This is a genomic window from Mesorhizobium sp. P2_H9 (assembly GCF_056403215.1).
Genome location: NZ_JBFUFX010000011.1, coordinates 96968 through 112378 on the forward strand (window position 1 = coordinate 96968; position 15411 = coordinate 112378).

Genomic DNA, 15411 nt, shown 5'->3' on the forward strand with positions numbered 1-15411 from the left:
TTCAGCCGGTCTTTTCCAGTTCGCCCTTCGCCTTTGCCGCAGCAACCTGGCGGATGGCGTCCGCCAGCGTGTCGGCGTCCTGCGCTCCCATCACCGCGTATTTGCCTTCCAGCAGGAAGCACGGCACGCCCGTAATGCCCATGCGTGAAGCGGTGGCGATTTCGGTGCGCACCGCCTCGACATCGGCGTCGGTCGGCAACAGCGTCTCCACCACGGCGGCATCCATGCCGGCCTCGCGGGCGGCCCCGATCAGCACGGCATGATCGCCGATGTTGACGCCTTCCTCGAAATTGAGCTGGAACAGCCGGCGCACCAGCCGGTTCTGCACAGGCTCGCCGACCGCACCCGCCCAGCGGATGACGCGATGCGCGTCCAGCGTGTTGGGCGCGACCTTGATGGCGTCGAAAGCGAAGTTGATTCCCTCCGCTTCGCCCAGCGGCTCGATGCGGGCATGGATTTCGCGGATGCGCTGCTCGCTGCCGAACTTGCCGAGCATATATTCGCGGCGATCCTTCCCTTCGGGCGGAATGGTCGGGTCGAGCTGGAATGGCCGCCAGCGTATATGCACATCGACATCGCCGGCGGCGGCAATCGCCTTGTCGAGCCGCTTCTGGCCGATGAAGCACCATGGGCAGACGACATCGGACACCACATCGACGGTGATCGAGTTCAGTTCGCTCATTGCTTGATCTCCTGTCGCGGAAGTTCAGTTCGCCTTGCGCCACCAACTTGGCAGTTCATAGCCGGCCAGGGGCGTCTTTTGCGGATGTTCCAGATAGTTCCAGTAGGCAATCCATTGCTGCGTGTTGTGCTGCATCGGCACCACATAGTTGCCCGAGATCAGCAGCCTGTCGAGGACGCGGACAGCAGCCACATAGTCTTCGCGGCTGCGGGCATTGAGCATTGCGTCCAGCGCAGCGTCCACCGCCGGGTCGGCAACGCCGGCAAGGTTGAAGGAGCCTTCCGCCTTGGCGGAAGCGGATCCCCAGCGCCCAAGCTGCTCGATGCCGGGCGACAGCGAGTTGTTGAAACCGCCCGAGCCGATGAGGACGTCGAAATCGAAACGCTGCTTGCGCGACTGGATCTGGTCGCCCTCGAGGCCACGGATACCGACTTCGATGCCGATTTTCTCCAGCGTGCGCTGATAGATGGCGGCAAGGCGTTCCTCGTCCTGCGAGGACGTCAGGATCTCGAACGCGAAAGGCTTCCCCTCGGGATCGAGCATCACGCCGTCCTGAACGGTGTAGCCCACGCTTTTCAGCAGATCGAAGGCGGCCTTCAGCACCTTGCGATCCTGGCCCGAGCCGTCGGTGACTGGCGGCCGGTACGTGCCGTCCATGACGTCGGCCGGAACGCGGCCGGGGTAGGGCGCCAGCAGGGCTTTTTCCCTGTCGTCAGCCGGATGGCCGAGCGCGGAAAGTTCCGAGTTCTGCCAAAAACTCATGGTGCGCGTGTATTTGCCTGCGAAGAGGTTCTTGTTGGCCCATTCGAAGTCGTAGAGCATGCCGAGCGCGCGCCGTACGGTGGGGTTGGAAAACTTCTGCAGCCTGGTGTTGAACAGGAACCCGGTGACGACAGGCGGAATACCGGTGTCGAAGGTCTCGGCGACCACATCGCCCTTGTGGAAGGCTGGGAAGTCGAGATCGCGCTCGCGCTTGACCGGATCGCTCTCGTCGTCGATGGCGCAGATGCCCTTCTTGAACGCCTCAAGCTTGGCGTTGGCGTTGAGGAAATATTCGATGGTGATCTGGTCGTAATTGTCGAAGCCGCGCTTGGAAGGGATGTCCTTGCCCCAATAATCCGGGTTGCGCTTGAACACGATACGCTGGCCGGGCTGCACTTGCGCCACGGTGTAGGGCCCGCTGCCGATCAAGGGTTTCAGCGTTGTCTTGTCGAAGGTCTCCTTGTCGAAGGCGTGCTTGGGCAGGATCGGCGTCAGCGCGATGATCAATGGAGTTTCGCGGTTGGCCTTGTCGTTGAAGGTGAAGCGCACGCTGTGGTCGCCGGTCTTTTCGAGCTTGGCGATCAGGCTCATGCGCTGGCTGTAAGGCGGCCGGCCCTTGTCGGTGTAGACGTCGTAGGTGAACAGCACGTCTTCCGGCGTCACCGGCTGGCCGTCCGACCATTTGGCCTTGGGATCGAGGTGGAATTCGATGCTCTTGCGCTCGGGATCCATGTCGGCGCTGTCGGCGAGCAGGCCGTAGAGGCTGAAGGGCTCGTCGTCATTGCGCTTCATCAAGGGCTCGAAGACGAGATTGCCGTAGTTCTGGTCCATCATGCCGCGCGCAGTGGTGCGCAGGCTTTTCAGGATGAACGGGTTGAGATTGTCAAAGCTGCCGACGACGCAATAGGTGATGCTGCCGCCCTTCGGCGCGTCGGGATTGACGTAATTGAAATGCGCATAGTCGGCGGGCAGCGCTGGCTCGCCATGCATGGCGATCGCGTGCTTCGGTTCTGATGCGGCCGGCTGGAGCGAAAGGGTGAAAAACGAGAGGGCGGCGATCAGCCAAACAAGAACGCGGTCCATGACCGTCTCCTTACTGGGCGGCTTGATGATTCGCAGTGCACCCTAGAGCAAAGGATGGTCAAGTTGAACCATTCCGCCGGCCAATCGCACCGCCAAGAATTCCAGGCGCCGGGCTGGATTCGGCCGCACATGCAGTGTAACACGCCGTCCAAAGTCATCCTGTTGCCTCAATTCGGCAACAGGTAGCTGGACCGCACGGCACGAAAAAGCCGGTCCTGAGATCATTTGAGAGGAAGCGCACGACATGACGAGCCTGAACAGCAACGCGTACCGCCTGACGGTCATGGCCGCAGGTGTGGTCGGCTTTCTGGGCGCCGAACTTCCCGCCGCTTCCGCACAGCAACAGCAGATTCCACAGGGCTGGTTCAAGGCCTGCACCAAGCAGGAAGATGTCGACATCTGCAATGTCCAGAACATCACCACGGCCGGCAACGGCCAGCTGGTCACCGGCGTCAGCTTGATCGAACTGAAGGGCAAGGTGAACCGCAAGGTGTTCCAGGTAACGGTTCCGTCCGGTCGTCTCGTGCCTCCCGGCATCGGCCTGCAGATCGACGCCAACAAACCGGTGAAGCTCGACTACGTGGTCTGCTTCCCCGATCGCTGCGTCGCCGAAGTGCCGTTGACCGACCAACTCGTCCAGTCCTTCAAGAAAGGACAGGCGATCACGCTCACCTCGATCAATTTCCAGAGCCAGCCGAACCCGATCAAGGTTGCGCTCAGCGGCTTCAGCGGCGCCTTCGACGGCCCGCCGCTGCAGCAGTCCGACATCGAGGACCGGCAGAAGAAGCTCCAGGACTTCGTTGCAAAGAACAACCAGGATTTCGCCAAGAAGCTCAAGGACGAACAGGAGAAGGCGAAGGCCGCCAACTGATCGACCGACAGTCCAGGATTTAAGAATAAAGCGGGGTCATGCCCCGCTTTTTTCGTTCCTGCCCATCTTAATGTCTGGCCGTATCAATGCTTGGATTGGCGTTTCGGCTCGTAGCGACCGTCCGGCCGCTTGTCGAACATCTCGCCGATCTGCGGATGCCGCACCGGCTCGCCCGACTGGTCCTCGAGCAGGTTCTGCTCGGACACATAGGCGATGTATTCCGTTTCCGAATTCTCGGCCAGCAGATGGTAGAAGGGCTGGTCCTTGCGTGGCCGCACATCCGCCGGGATCGCCTCGTACCATTCGTCGGTGTTGGCGAATTGCGGATCGACATCGAAGATCACGCCACGGAACGGAAACAGCCGGTGGCGAACCACCTGTCCGATCGAGAATTTGGCTGTCTTCATCTTACTCACCACTTAAGTCCTAGAGCGCTATGCGTCCTTTGGAAGGGTCAAAGACGCTCTAAGGCTTTGAATCTACGCAACACGCTGCCAAAAATCGAGCCCGACTTTAGGGCTGATTGCCAGTCCTATTTGGCGCAGACACCACATCAATTCAATCCCGACGCGATTGACGCCTCGTTAAGCTACGCGCCGAATGGATCGAAAGTTTTGGCACAGGCCTGCTAGCGTCGGGCCGCCCTTCGCAAACCGCCGGCGAGGGCAGCAAAGCCGCTGCCGGGCCGCAGCCCCTCGCGCATGAAGAAGGCGCGCAGCGGCGCGAAACTGCCGAGCACGCCAAGGCCGGCGCTGCGCGCCATCTGGGCCGGGAGCATGTCCGAGAGCAGCGACATGTTGAGCAGATTGACCGCGCCGCTGCGCGCCAGAATGTCGGGCCGGCGTCTGGAATCGTAAGCCGCGAGCGCTGTCGCTGCTCCTGGATCAGAGCGATTTTCGCAAGCGATTCCAATCAGGTCGTCGATGTCCCTGATGCCGAGATTGAGGCCTTGGGCGCCAATCGGCGGAAACACATGCGCGGCCTCGCCGACCAGCGCCACCCGGTTCCGCGCGAAGCGCCCGGGCGACGCCGCCGAAAGCGGGTAGATCTGCCGGCCGGGTTCGACGGTCACGCGGCCGAGCATCGATTGCATCTGCTGTTCGACCCGCTGCGAGAGCGTGGCATCGTCGAGGGCTGCAAGCTCCTTCGCCGTCTCCGGCTTCACCACCCAGACCAGGCTGGAGCGGTTGCCGGGCAGCGGGACCTGCGTGAACGGGCCGGTTTCGGTGTGGAATTCGGTCGAGGTGAAGGCGTGCTCGCTGCGATGGCCGAAATTCAGCACCAGCGCCGCCTGCGGGTAAGAGCGCACGGATGCGTGAATACCCGCTGCCTCGCGCGCCGGCGACAGGCGCCCGTCGGCCGCGACCGCCAGCGACGCGGTAACCTCGCTGCCGTCGGCGAGGGCGGCATGGGCACTGTCGGCGTCGAGGCGCCATGTCTGCACCATCGATTTTCGCCACTCGATGCCGGCATGGGCGGCAACCGCCTTGGCAAGTGCCGGATTGAGAACGCTGTTGGGCAGATTGAGCCCGAATTGCTCCTCGTCGATTTCCGTGGCGCGAAAGGTGACCACCGGGCTGCGGATCAGCCGGCTGGTTGCATCGATGATGCGCATCACCTTCAACGGCGCCGCCTTGGGCCTGATATCCGCAAGGACGCCCAATCGCTCGAGGATTTTCAGGGCCGGGTTCATCAAAGCGGTGGTGCGGCCATCGGGGCCGCCTGCCTCAGGTCCGACGAGCGTGACGGGAAAGCCAGCCTCGGCAAAGCCGAGCGCCGCGATCAGCCCTGCCGGGCCGCCGCCGGCAACCAGTATCCGCGCTGTCTGCTGATGGTCCAAATTCGGTTTCCGCATCACGATGCAGGCACGTTCGGCCTGCTGATGGATATAGGTCAGATCATGCGGCTTGATCAACGCGGCGATTCGGCTCATTCGATTGCCATGACCGGCCAGGATCATGATTTCAGCCATCTCGACCGTGCCGGTCGCGCCACGGCGGGCGTTGCGCGCAATCCGCGGCTGGCGATCAACATCATCCTCGGCGCGGGCATCCTGCTTGCCTGGCTGCTGCTCGGCAGCATCGCGATCCGCAGCGCCGAAAGCCGGGTCCCAGGCACCGATGCACACGGCGATTCCATGCTGAGATACCTGCCGCATCTGCCGCTGCCCGATTTCCTCGATCGATTCTTCGCGCTTTGCCTTACGCCTGCGACGCTTGATGGAACTGTCGGCACAAGGGCGCTGGCGCTCATTGCCATGTGGTTCCTGATGGCTGTCGCGACCATGCTGCCGTCGGCGGCGCCGATGATCCGAATTTATTGCGAGATCGCCGACACGGCGCGGATCAAGGGCGAACCGGTCGTCCATCCGCTTGTTCTGGTCGCCGGCTACCTCGGCACATGGCTGGTCGCCGCAGCAGGCTTCGCGGCTCTGACGCTTGCCGTCCATGCTTTCGCCACGTCAGTGCAATTGCTGGCTCCAGTGGTTGGGCTTGCCGGAGCGGCCGCCCTGCTGGTTGCTGGCCTCTACCAGTTCAGCGGTCTCAAGGAGGCCTGCCTGACGAAATGCAAAAATCCGTTCTCGATCCTGTTCGCGAACTGGAGTGCCAAGCCTGTGCGCATTTTCCAACTCGGCCTGCAGCAAGGCGTGTGGTGCCTCGGCTGCTGCTGGGCGCTGATGCTGGTGATGTTCGCCGTCGGCGCCATGAACGTGTTCTGGATGGCACTCATCGGCCTGTTCACCCTGATCGAAAAACAAACGGCGGGCAGGCTTCCAACCCGGCTGGCCGGTGCGATACTGCTTGTCTGGGCCGCCGCCCTGCTAGTAGTCTCGGCGTAGGGGGAGAGAATTTCGATGGCAGATCACGGCTGGGCAATGAAAGGAGAGCTCGTACTCTCCTGCAATTGCACGGTTTTTTGCCCTTGCGTGCTGTCTCTCGGCAACCATCCGCCGACCGAGGGCTATTGCCAGACCTGGGCGGGATTCCGCATCGACGCCGGCCATTTCGGCGAGGTCGACCTGTCCGGCCTCAATCTGGGGCTGATCATGGAAATCCCCGGCTATATGAGCCGCGGCAACTGGACGGCCGGCCTGTTCATCGACCAGCGCGCCTCGGTCTATGCCGTCAAGGCGCTGACGAAGATTTTCACCGGCAGGGCCGGCGGGACCACGTCGCTGCTCTCCATCCTTGTCGGAAAGTTCCTTGGTGTCGAGCAGGTGCCAATCACCTATGAGACGCGTGACAAGACGCGTATCTTCCAGATACCGAGGATCATCGACGGGGCGGTGACGCCGATTCCCGGCAAGGATCGCGAGAAGGATACGGTGATCGCCAACTCGGAATACTGGATCGCACCGGAAATCATCGTGGCCAGGTCCGACAAGAGCAAGCTGCGGGCTTTCGGCCGCAACTGGAATTTTGCCGGCCGCTCGGCCGAAATCTGCAAGCTGGACTGGCGGGGCCCGTGAGCAAGAACACAACGGCAAGGAAAACGGCCAAGAAAATCGCGGACCGGATTCCAAGGCCGAAAAAGAAAGTCACCTGGCCGCAGGCGCGTGCGTTTTCGGTCCATCTCTTGACTGCATCGGGTTCGTTCCTGGCATTCCTGTCGCTGGTCGCGGCAAGCGAGCAGCGCTGGACGGCGATGTTCTGGTGGCTCGGCCTGGCACTGTTCGTTGATGGCATCGACGGACCTATCGCCAGGAAGCTCGAGGTCAAGGAAATCCTACCGACATGGTCGGGCGAAATGCTCGACAACATCATCGACTATGTCACCTATGTGCTGATCCCGGCCTTCGCGCTTTACCAGCGCGGCTTCATGGGCGAGCGGTTGTCGTTCCTGTCGGCGGCGATCATCGTCGTGTCGAGCGCGATCTACTACGCCGACACTGGCATGAAGACCAAGGAGAACTTCTTCAAGGGTTTTCCGGTGGTCTGGAACATGGTGGTGTTCACGCTGTTCGTCATCGAACCGGGACAATGGGTTTCTTTCGCCATCGTCGTGGCGGCCGGCATTCTCACCTTCGTGCCGATCAATTTTATCCATCCGGTCCGCGTGGTGCGGCTGCGGCCGCTCAATCTCGGCATGACGCTGCTATGGTGCGCTTTTGGCGCGCTCGCGCTAGCGCAGGCCGCCCTTGCCGCCTTCTACGACCAGATCGGCGTGTTGGGCGAGCAGGTCAGTGTCTTCACCAAGGTCGGCATCACCTTCACCGGTCTTTACCTCGCTTGCATCGGCGGTATCATGCAGTTCTTCCCGGCGCTTGGCGCCAGGAAAGATGATCCCGACAAAGCCTGATCCTGATTCCAAGAAAGCCTGTTCAATGTCCAAGGCAATCCGTATCCACGCCCATGGCGGTCCGGAGGTTCTGACCTATGAAGACGCAGATCCCGGACAACCCGGCGCCGGGCAAATCCTGATCAGGCACACGGCGATCGGCCTCAACTTCATCGATGTTTATCATCGCTCGGGCCTCTATCCGCCGCCTGGCGGCTTCCCGCTGACACCGGGCAGCGAAGCCGCCGGCGTTGTGCTGGAAGTCGGCCAAGGCGTCGACTGGCTGAGACCGGGCGATCGCATCGCCTATGCCGTCACTGTCGGCGCTTATGCCGAACAGCGTGTGATTGCCGCGGACCGTGTGGTGAAGGTGCCGGACGGAATCAGTGACGAGCAGGCCGCGGCCATGATGCTGAAAGGCATGACGGCGGAATATCTGCTGCGCCGCACCTTCAAGGTAAAGGCCGGCGACACCATCCTGTTTCACGCCGCCGCAGGCGGCGTCGGGCTGATCCTCGGCCAATGGGCAAAACACCTTGGCGCAACCGTCATCGGCACCGCCAGTTCAACCGACAAGATCGAACTCGCCAAGGCGCATGGCTTCGACCATGTCATCAACTATCGCGAACAGGATTTCGTCGCCGGGGTCGCCGCCATCACCGGCGGCAAGAAATGCGATGTCGTTTATGATTCCGTCGGCAACGACACGTTTCCCGCTTCGCTCGATTGCCTGAAGCCTCTCGGCATGTTCGTCAGCTTTGGCCAGTCGTCGGGACCGATACCGCCTTTCAGCATGTCGCTGCTGGCGCAAAAGGGCTCGCTGTTCGTGACCCGACCGACACTGTTCGTCTACAACGCCACACGCGAAGCCCTCGAAACCTCCACCAAGGCGCTGTTCGACATCGTGCTGAGCGGCGCCGTCAAGATCAAGATCAACCAGCGCTACGCACTCAGGGATGCCGGCAAGGCACATTCAGACCTGGAGGGCCGCAGGACGACCGGGACCACCATTCTCATCCCTTAGTCCCCTAGCCTTGCTATCCCTTGAGTTTCCGCTGAAATTCTTGAAGCTCTTTCAAGTCGTGTGCCGCTTTCCGACAGGAGCCGGCCGCGCCTACCATGCTTGCGGGAACACAGAACATATCTGGCAAACCAGATGGGAGGCACTGTGAGTGCAAATCAGGACGACGCGACCTTGCTTGAGGTTCGCGGGCTCACCAAGATATTCGGCACGCTGACGGCGTGCGACCATGTCGATCTCAACATCGCCAGGGGTGAAATCCACGCGCTGCTTGGCGAAAACGGCGCCGGCAAGTCGACGCTGGTCAAGATGCTGTTCGGCTCACTCGAGCCCAATTCGGGCGAGATCTTCTGGAACGGCCAGGCGGTCAGGATTTCCAGCCCGGGCTTTGCAAAGAAACTCGGCATCGGCATGGTTTTCCAGCACTTTTCGCTGTTCGAGGCGCTGACGGCGGCCGAGAACATCGCTTTGTCGCTGGATGACGGGTCGCCAATCAGCACCATCGCCGCCAAGGCGAGGGCGCTCTCGTTCAGCTACGGTCTGCCGCTCGATCCGGAATCGCTGGTCGGCGACCTCTCGGTCGGCGAACGCCAGCGCATCGAGATCATCCGCTGCCTGCTGCAGACGCCGCAGCTCATCATCCTCGACGAGCCGACATCGGTGTTGACACCGCAGGAAGCCGACAAACTGTTCGAGACGCTCGAGCGTTTGCGCTCGGAAGGAAAGTCCATCCTCTACATTTCGCACCGGCTGGAAGAGGTCAAGCGCATCTGCGACCGCGCCACCGTGTTGCGTCATGGCAAGGTGGTCGGCCATTGCAACCCGCGCGAGGAAACCGCCTCGTCGCTGGCCCGTATGATGGTCGGCAACGAAGTGCAGGCGGTGGTGCGGGCGCCGGCGGAGGGCATCGAGACGGCCCAATCGTTGCTTGAGATCCGCGCGCTGAGCCGCAAGCCGGCGACGCCGTTCTCGATCCCGCTGAAGAACATCAATCTCAATGTGCGTGCCGGCGAGGTGATCGGCATTGCCGGCGTGGCCGGCAACGGCCAGGGCGAATTCTTCGAATCCGTCTCCGGCGAGGTGCTGCAGCAGGACATCGCCTGCGTGCGCATCCGCGGCAAGGATGCGGGTGGCCTCTCGATTACCGGCCGTCGGCTCATCGGTGCTGCCTTCGTCCCCGAAGAGCGGCTGGGCCACGGTGCCGCGCCGCGCATGAAGCTTTCGGAAAACCTGCTTCTGTCGCGCCACGCCACCGACCGCAAGGTTTTCGTCGGCGCCGGCGGCGTGGTCAAAAGCGCCGCTATCTACAGCGCTGCCCAACGCATCATCGAGGCCATGGACGTGCGTAAAAGCGCGCCGGACCCCGAAGCGGCAGCCCTTTCGGGCGGCAATCTGCAGAAGTTCATCGTCGGCCGTGAGCTCGACCGCAAGCCCAGCGTCATGGTCGTCAACCAGCCGACCTGGGGTGTGGACGCCGGTGCGGCCGCCCACATCCGCCAGGCATTGATCGAGCTGGCGCGCAGCGGCTCGGCGGTTCTCGTCATCAGCCAGGACCTCGACGAGCTGTTCGAGATATCGGATGCCATCGCCGTCATGCACAATGGCGAACTGTCAAAACCGTTGCCGATCGCCGAGGCCACTTTCGAGAAGATCGGACTGCTGATGGGCGGTGCCGAGCCCGGCCACGCCGAACACACTCTGGAGACGGCATGATGCGCCTCGAACTCGTCAAACGGCCGCAACGCTCGATGCTGTTTTCGGCGCTGTCACCCTTCATCGCCTTCGTGTTGACGATGATCGCTGGCGCGATTCTGTTCGCTCTGCTTGGCGTCAACCCATTGACTGCATTCCAGATTTATTTCATCGAGCCGATCAGCCAGGTCTGGCAGCTGCATGAGCTGGCAATCAAGGCAGCACCGCTGATCCTGATCGCGGTCGGCCTGTCGGTCTGCTACAAGGCCAACATCTGGAACATCGGCGCCGAAGGCCAGTTCATCCTCGGCGGTATTTTCGGCTCGATCATTCCGGTGCTGTTCCCGGAGTTCGAAGGGCCCCTGGTGCTGCCTATGATGCTGTTGTTCGGCATGGTCGGCGGCGCGGCCTATGCGGCCATCCCGGCCTTGCTGAAAACACGCTTCGGCACCAATGAGATCCTGACCAGCCTGATGCTGGTCTATGTCGCCCAGCTGTTCCTCGACTGGCTGGTGCGCGGTCCGTGGCGCGATCCGCAGGGCCATGGTTTCCCGCAGACCATCCAGTTCAACGACTCGGCCGTTTTGCCGGAATTGATGCCGGATGCCGGCCGGGCAAACTGGGGCTTCGTCTTTGCGCTGGTTGCCGCGGTGCTGATCTGGATCCTGATGAGCCGCCTGCTGAAAGGCTTCGAGGTCCGCGTGCTGGGTTCAAGCCCGCGGGCAGGGCGCTTTGCCGGCTTCGGCCTGAACCGCATGGTGTTCTTCGCCTTCCTGCTGTCGGGCGCGCTGGCCGGTCTTGCCGGCATCTCGGAAGTCTCCGGCGCCATCGGTCAATTGCAGCCGGTGATTTCACCCGGCTACGGCTTCACCGCCATCATCGTGGCGTTCCTTGGCCGGCTCAATCCGCTCGGCATCGTCGCCGCCGGCCTTGTGCTGGCGCTGACCTATCTCGGTGGCGAGGCGGTTCAAAGCGCACTCGGCATCTCGGACAAGGTGGCGCGCGTGTTCCAGGGCATGCTGTTGTTCTTCGTGCTCGGCTGCGACACGTTCATTCACTACCGCATTCGCCTGATCGGCTTTACCGCGCCAAAACTTGAAGCCGCACCGAAGCTGGAGGAGGCCCGCTGATGGACATCGTCGTCAACATCCTTTTGACCGTCGCCACGGCGGCGACGCCGCTGCTCATCGCGGCGATCGGCGAGCTGGTCGTCGAACGCTCCGGCGTGCTCAATCTCGGCGTCGAAGGCATGATGATCATGGGCGCGGTCGGCGGCTTCGGCGCCGGCTATCTCACCGGCTCGCCCTGGATCGGCCTTTTGGCGGCAATCGCCATGGGCGCGCTGTTCTCGCTGCTATTTGCCGTCATGACCTTGTCGCTGGCCACCAACCAGGTGGCGACCGGCCTGTCGCTGACGCTTCTCGGCCTCGGCCTTTCCGGCATGATGGGAACCAGTTTCGTCGGTCAACCCGGCGAGCGGCTGCCCAACCTCGATATTCCCGGCCTGACCTCGATCCCCATCGTCGGCAGGCTTTTGTTCGGCCAGGACCCGATCTTCTACATCTCGATCGCGCTGACCACTGCCGTCATGTGGTTCCTGTTCAAGACCCGCACCGGATTGACGCTGCGCTCGATCGGCGACAGCCACACCTCGGCGCACGCGCTCGGCATCCATGTCATTCGCTATCGCTATCTCGCAGTGATCTTCGGCGGCGCCTGTGCAGGGCTTGCCGGCGGCCACCTGTCGCTGGTTTACACGCCGCAATGGGTGGAGAACATGAGCGCCGGCCGCGGCTGGATCGCGCTGGCCCTGGTCGTGTTCGCTTCGTGGCGGCCGTGGCGGGTGCTGGCCGGCGCCTATATCTTCGGCGCGGTCTGGATCGGCCAGCTTCATGCACAGGCATTTGGCATTCCGGTCCCTTCGCAGCTGCTTTCTTCGCTGCCCTATCTGGCAACCATCGTGGTTCTCGTTCTAATCTCGCGCAACAAGCGTCTGACGATGATGAACACGCCGGCTTCCTTGGGGCAGCCATTCGTTCCGGATCGTTGACAATAAAAACAAACGGGAAGCTCCAAGGCTAACACAGAGAGGTAACACAATGAAAAAACTGCTTATTGCCCTGATGACCACGACGGCCGCTGTCTCGCTGGCGGCGTCGGCGCAAGCCGCCGACAAGCTCAAGGCCTGCTGGGTCTACACCGGCCCGATCGGCGATTTCGGCTATTCCTACCAGCACGACCAGGGCCGTCTCGAAGTGGAAAAGGCGCTCGGCGACAAGGTCGAGACCGCGTATCTCGAGAACGTCTCCGAAGGCCCTGATGCCGACCGCGCTTTCGAGCGTCTGGCACGCGAAGGCTGCAAGATCATTTTCGGCACGTCCTTCGGCTTCATGGATCCGGAAGTGAAGGTCGCCAAGAAATTTCCAAAGGTGATGTTCGAGCACGCGACCGGCTACAAGACCGGCGACAATCTCGGCATCTACAACGCGCGCTTTTATGAAGGCCGCTATGTGCTCGGCCAGATCGCCGCCAAGGAATCGAAGGCCGGTGTTGCCGGCTACATCGTTTCCTTCCCGATCCCAGAAGTGGTGATGGGCATCAATTCCTTCATGCTCGGTGCGCAGTCGATCAACCCGAACTTCAAGGCCAAGATTGTCTGGGTGAACTCCTGGTTCGATCCGGGCAAGGAAGCCGACGCTGCCAAGGCGCTGTTCGACCAGGGCGCCGACATCATCGTCCAGCACACCGATTCCACAGCTGCCCTGCAGGTGGCGGAAGAGCGCAAGCTGCACGGCTTCGGCCAGTCCTCCGACATGATCAAGTTCGCGCCGAACGCCGCATTGACCTCGCTCACCGACGAATGGGGTCCGTACTACATCAGCCGGGTCCAGGCCGCGCTCGACGGCACCTGGAAGCCCGACAATGTCTGGCTTGGCATCAAGGACGGCGCCGTCAAGCTCGCTCCGTTCACCAACATGCCTGACGACGTGAAGGCGATGGCCGAGGCAACCTCGAAGAAGATCGCCGATGGCTGGAACCCCTTCACCGGGCCGGTCGCCAAGCAGGACGGCACGCCATGGCTCAAGGACGGCGAAGTCGCCGACGACGGCACTCTGCTCGGCATGAACTTCTATGTGAAGGGTGTCGACGACAAGCTTCCGCAGTAAGTAAGCCGGGCAACACATCGAACGGGAAGGGCGCCGCGAGGCGCCCTTTTTCATTCGGCGGGCTGCGCGCCGGGTGAGGTCGGACGAAATCGCGCGAGCACGGCATCGACCGCGCGACCGAGCCAGATCTTGACCATGCGTTGGGTCGGTCGTTCGAAATGGTGCCAGATCACCCCCGAAACCAGGAGCATGAGAGCGACGCAGCCCAAGGCGGCAGCCCATTTGCCGACCACAGGCGCTGCTGCATTGATCGCGAGATAGCCGATGTTCTGGTGCTGGAGGTAGAGCGGGTAGGTCAGCCCGCCCAGCGCCAGCGTCAGCGCGGACGGCCTGACACGGTTGCGCAACAGAACGCCGCCGATCAGCGCCGTATGCATGACGACATTGGCGGCCACGAGATGGGTCTGCGAAACGGCCATGCCATATTCATTGAGCATCCAGCGTTGCGTCACCGAAAGCGTGCAGCAGGACAACAGGAAGGCGGCCGCAAGCAGCAGCAAGGCTTTTGGCGAGCGGCCATGCGCATGGATATGGTGAACCAGCAGGCCTGCCGCGAAGAAGGGGCCGAACTCGGTGATGAACAGTAGCCTCAGTGCGCGACTGTCGACGAAGAACTCGTTCAGCGCTGCGATCGCCAGCCAGATGAGGATCAACTCCAGCTTCCATTTCTGGAAAACCCCTGACAGCAGCGCGAGCGTCACCCAGCCGTAGAAAACAAGCTCGAGCAGGATCGACCAGTAGACGCCATCCATGAAAGGCTGGCCCAGCGCCGGCGCGAACATCGACAGATTGGCGCCATATTGGCGCAAGGAGGTTGAGAACAGTGGCGCACCGACAGTGATGATAATCGCGAAGGTGATCGTCATGCAAAGCAGGAAGCCCGGATAGAGGCGGGCGAAGCGCGCGATTGCAAACTGTTGCCAATTGCGGTTCTCCGCCGACCAGGCAATGACGAAGCCGCTGATCAGAAAGAACAGATTGACGCCGAGATAGCCGTAGATGGCGATCGGCGCCACTGTCGGATAACCCTCGGCGAGAACGCCGCCGGCGGCGGAGCCGCGAAAGAAATAGTGGAAAGACACGACAGCCAGCGCCGCGGCCAGCCTCAGCAGGTCCAGCGTCGCGATGTAATCCGGCCTGCCAGGTTTGGTGTTCATCCGAGTTTCCGCATCCTGGAAACGATAAGGCAGGTCGCGGCCAAACAGGGTAAACGGCCGCAACTATCGCGAAATGTGGTAAATCGCGGTCTTTTCGTCGGACCGAGCGCCCGGCGCAATGTCTGCAACCCGGCTCCGTGACCGCCTTCACAGACGCATTTGCCTTTTACTTACATGTTCATTTTGCGGCCTGACGAAATCGGCCGACGTTACTCATTTGAGCAGGAGAATGTCTTATGCAATTGAGCAAAAAACTCTTAGCCATTATCGGCAAACGCATTCCCGCGTTCTACGACGTCATCCCGCACGGACCACAGTGGCGGCTTGCGCAAATCGCACTCAATCCCCAGCCGCTCCCGCCTCACGAGCTGGGCGCCGCAATCGCCGACGAATTCGTGCGCTACGCCTGGGGCGCCGAGCGAGGCGGGCTCGACATGAAAGCGTTGTTGAGCGACCTCGACGATTGGTGCCCCACGCGACCGAAGCTTCCGAAGCTTCCCCCGTGGTGGCCGCCCATTCCGGAGCCCGAGCCGCATCCCGAATGGTTCGTGGACTACCATCTGGGATTTGCCGCACGGCTGTCGGTGATAGCGGCCGGCTCGGCGGGCACGCGGCTGGACAAGACCCTCAATCAGGTCATCGATCGGTCCCTGGCTGCAATCGAGCAAGTGAAGCTCTGACGAAACGCTGCCAAAACG

The 15411-nt window shown here is 61.9% G+C and carries 15 protein-coding genes; 10 read left to right on the forward strand and 5 right to left on the reverse strand.

The annotated features are described in order from the left end of the window. Position 1 precedes the first annotated feature (1 nt). Both AC1DXN_RS21585 and AC1DXN_RS21590 read right to left on the reverse strand, forming a co-directional pair. The gene (locus AC1DXN_RS21585) at positions 2–682 is read right to left on the reverse strand and encodes a DsbA family oxidoreductase (protein WP_477276125.1); all 681 of its coding nucleotides are present in this window, start codon (positions 680–682) and stop codon (positions 2–4) included. Positions 683–706: 24 nt separating this feature from the next. Further along, entirely contained in the window at positions 707–2527 is a 1821-nt protein-coding gene (locus tag AC1DXN_RS21590; protein WP_477276123.1) for an extracellular solute-binding protein, read from the reverse strand. Positions 2528–2771: 244 nt separating this feature from the next. Here AC1DXN_RS21590 and AC1DXN_RS21595 point away from each other — a divergent pair, with 244 nt between their 5' ends. Next, a complete protein-coding gene (locus AC1DXN_RS21595) occupies positions 2772–3398 on the forward strand; it encodes an invasion associated locus B family protein (protein WP_477246953.1) in 627 nt (208 codons plus the stop codon). Between the two features lie 83 nt (positions 3399–3481). Here AC1DXN_RS21595 and hspQ read toward each other — a convergent pair whose 3' ends face one another. Further along, positions 3482–3805, reverse strand: coding sequence for a heat shock protein HspQ (gene hspQ, locus AC1DXN_RS21600; RefSeq protein WP_477246952.1), 324 nt, complete (start codon positions 3803–3805; stop codon positions 3482–3484). A 221-nt stretch (positions 3806–4026) separates the two neighbouring features. Next, positions 4027–5238: a UbiH/UbiF family hydroxylase gene (locus tag AC1DXN_RS21605; RefSeq protein WP_477276270.1), complete on the reverse strand. Its 1212-nt coding sequence runs from the start codon at positions 5236–5238 to the stop codon at positions 4027–4029. A gap of 60 nt (positions 5239–5298) precedes the next feature. On the opposite strand from AC1DXN_RS21605, the gene AC1DXN_RS21610 reads away from it, so the two are divergent. The 8 genes from AC1DXN_RS21610 (at position 5299) to AC1DXN_RS21645 (ending at position 13556) form a co-directional block, all read left to right on the forward strand. Then, positions 5299–6237, forward strand: coding sequence for a DUF2182 domain-containing protein (locus tag AC1DXN_RS21610; RefSeq protein WP_477276121.1), 939 nt, complete (start codon positions 5299–5301; stop codon positions 6235–6237). Between the two features lie 15 nt (positions 6238–6252). Further along, entirely contained in the window at positions 6253–6867 is a 615-nt protein-coding gene (locus tag AC1DXN_RS21615; RefSeq protein WP_477276119.1) for a DUF1326 domain-containing protein, read from the forward strand. Further along, positions 6864–7697 carry a phosphatidylcholine synthase gene (gene pcsA / locus AC1DXN_RS21620; RefSeq protein WP_477246946.1) on the forward strand — a complete coding sequence of 278 codons (834 nt, stop codon included), beginning with the start codon at positions 6864–6866 and terminating at the stop codon, positions 7695–7697. Before AC1DXN_RS21615 ends, pcsA begins: the two co-directional genes overlap by 4 nt. A 25-nt stretch (positions 7698–7722) precedes the next feature. Continuing rightward, positions 7723–8700, forward strand: a complete 978-nt coding sequence (locus AC1DXN_RS21625; RefSeq protein ID WP_477276117.1) for a quinone oxidoreductase family protein — start codon at positions 7723–7725, stop codon at positions 8698–8700. A 132-nt stretch (positions 8701–8832) separates the two neighbouring features. Then, a complete protein-coding gene (locus AC1DXN_RS21630; protein ID WP_477276115.1) occupies positions 8833–10410 on the forward strand; it encodes an ABC transporter ATP-binding protein in 1578 nt (525 codons plus the stop codon). Further along, positions 10407–11519: an ABC transporter permease gene (locus AC1DXN_RS21635; protein ID WP_477276113.1), complete on the forward strand. Its 1113-nt coding sequence runs from the start codon at positions 10407–10409 to the stop codon at positions 11517–11519. Before AC1DXN_RS21630 ends, AC1DXN_RS21635 begins: the two co-directional genes overlap by 4 nt. Continuing rightward, positions 11519–12439, forward strand: coding sequence for an ABC transporter permease (locus AC1DXN_RS21640; protein WP_477276110.1), 921 nt, complete (start codon positions 11519–11521; stop codon positions 12437–12439). Before AC1DXN_RS21635 ends, AC1DXN_RS21640 begins: the two co-directional genes overlap by 1 nt. Before the next feature lie 49 nt (positions 12440–12488). Next, positions 12489–13556, forward strand: a complete 1068-nt coding sequence (locus AC1DXN_RS21645; RefSeq protein ID WP_477246937.1) for a BMP family ABC transporter substrate-binding protein — start codon at positions 12489–12491, stop codon at positions 13554–13556. 50 nt (positions 13557–13606) lie between these two features. On the opposite strand, the gene AC1DXN_RS21650 is transcribed toward AC1DXN_RS21645, so the two are convergent. Then, positions 13607–14713: an acyltransferase family protein gene (locus AC1DXN_RS21650; protein WP_477276108.1), complete on the reverse strand. Its 1107-nt coding sequence runs from the start codon at positions 14711–14713 to the stop codon at positions 13607–13609. Positions 14714–14949: 236 nt separating this feature from the next. Between AC1DXN_RS21650 and AC1DXN_RS21655 the strand changes: the two genes are divergently transcribed. Beyond that, positions 14950–15393: a hypothetical protein gene (locus tag AC1DXN_RS21655; protein ID WP_477276106.1), complete on the forward strand. Its 444-nt coding sequence runs from the start codon at positions 14950–14952 to the stop codon at positions 15391–15393. The last annotated feature ends 18 nt before the right edge of the window (positions 15394–15411 follow it).

Bases quoted from the DNA above. Each gene is read 5' to 3' on its own strand.
- AC1DXN_RS21585 (WP_477276125.1), bottom strand. From the start codon at position 682: ATGAGCGAACTGAACTCGATCACCGTCGATGTGGTGTCCGATGTCGTC.
- AC1DXN_RS21590 (WP_477276123.1), bottom strand. From the start codon at position 2,527: ATGGACCGCGTTCTTGTTTGGCTGATCGCCGCCCTCTCGTTTTTCACC.
- AC1DXN_RS21595 (WP_477246953.1), top strand. From the start codon at position 2,772: ATGACGAGCCTGAACAGCAACGCGTACCGCCTGACGGTCATGGCCGCA.
- hspQ (WP_477246952.1), bottom strand. From the start codon at position 3,805: ATGAAGACAGCCAAATTCTCGATCGGACAGGTGGTTCGCCACCGGCTG.
- AC1DXN_RS21610 (WP_477276121.1), top strand. From the start codon at position 5,299: ATGCGGCTTGATCAACGCGGCGATTCGGCTCATTCGATTGCCATGACC.
- AC1DXN_RS21615 (WP_477276119.1), top strand. From the start codon at position 6,253: ATGGCAGATCACGGCTGGGCAATGAAAGGAGAGCTCGTACTCTCCTGC.
- AC1DXN_RS21625 (WP_477276117.1), top strand. From the start codon at position 7,723: ATGTCCAAGGCAATCCGTATCCACGCCCATGGCGGTCCGGAGGTTCTG.
- AC1DXN_RS21630 (WP_477276115.1), top strand. From the start codon at position 8,833: ATGGGAGGCACTGTGAGTGCAAATCAGGACGACGCGACCTTGCTTGAG.
- AC1DXN_RS21635 (WP_477276113.1), top strand. From the start codon at position 10,407: ATGATGCGCCTCGAACTCGTCAAACGGCCGCAACGCTCGATGCTGTTT.
- AC1DXN_RS21640 (WP_477276110.1), top strand. From the start codon at position 11,519: ATGGACATCGTCGTCAACATCCTTTTGACCGTCGCCACGGCGGCGACG.
- AC1DXN_RS21645 (WP_477246937.1), top strand. From the start codon at position 12,489: ATGAAAAAACTGCTTATTGCCCTGATGACCACGACGGCCGCTGTCTCG.
- AC1DXN_RS21650 (WP_477276108.1), bottom strand. From the start codon at position 14,713: ATGAACACCAAACCTGGCAGGCCGGATTACATCGCGACGCTGGACCTG.
- AC1DXN_RS21655 (WP_477276106.1), top strand. From the start codon at position 14,950: ATGCAATTGAGCAAAAAACTCTTAGCCATTATCGGCAAACGCATTCCC.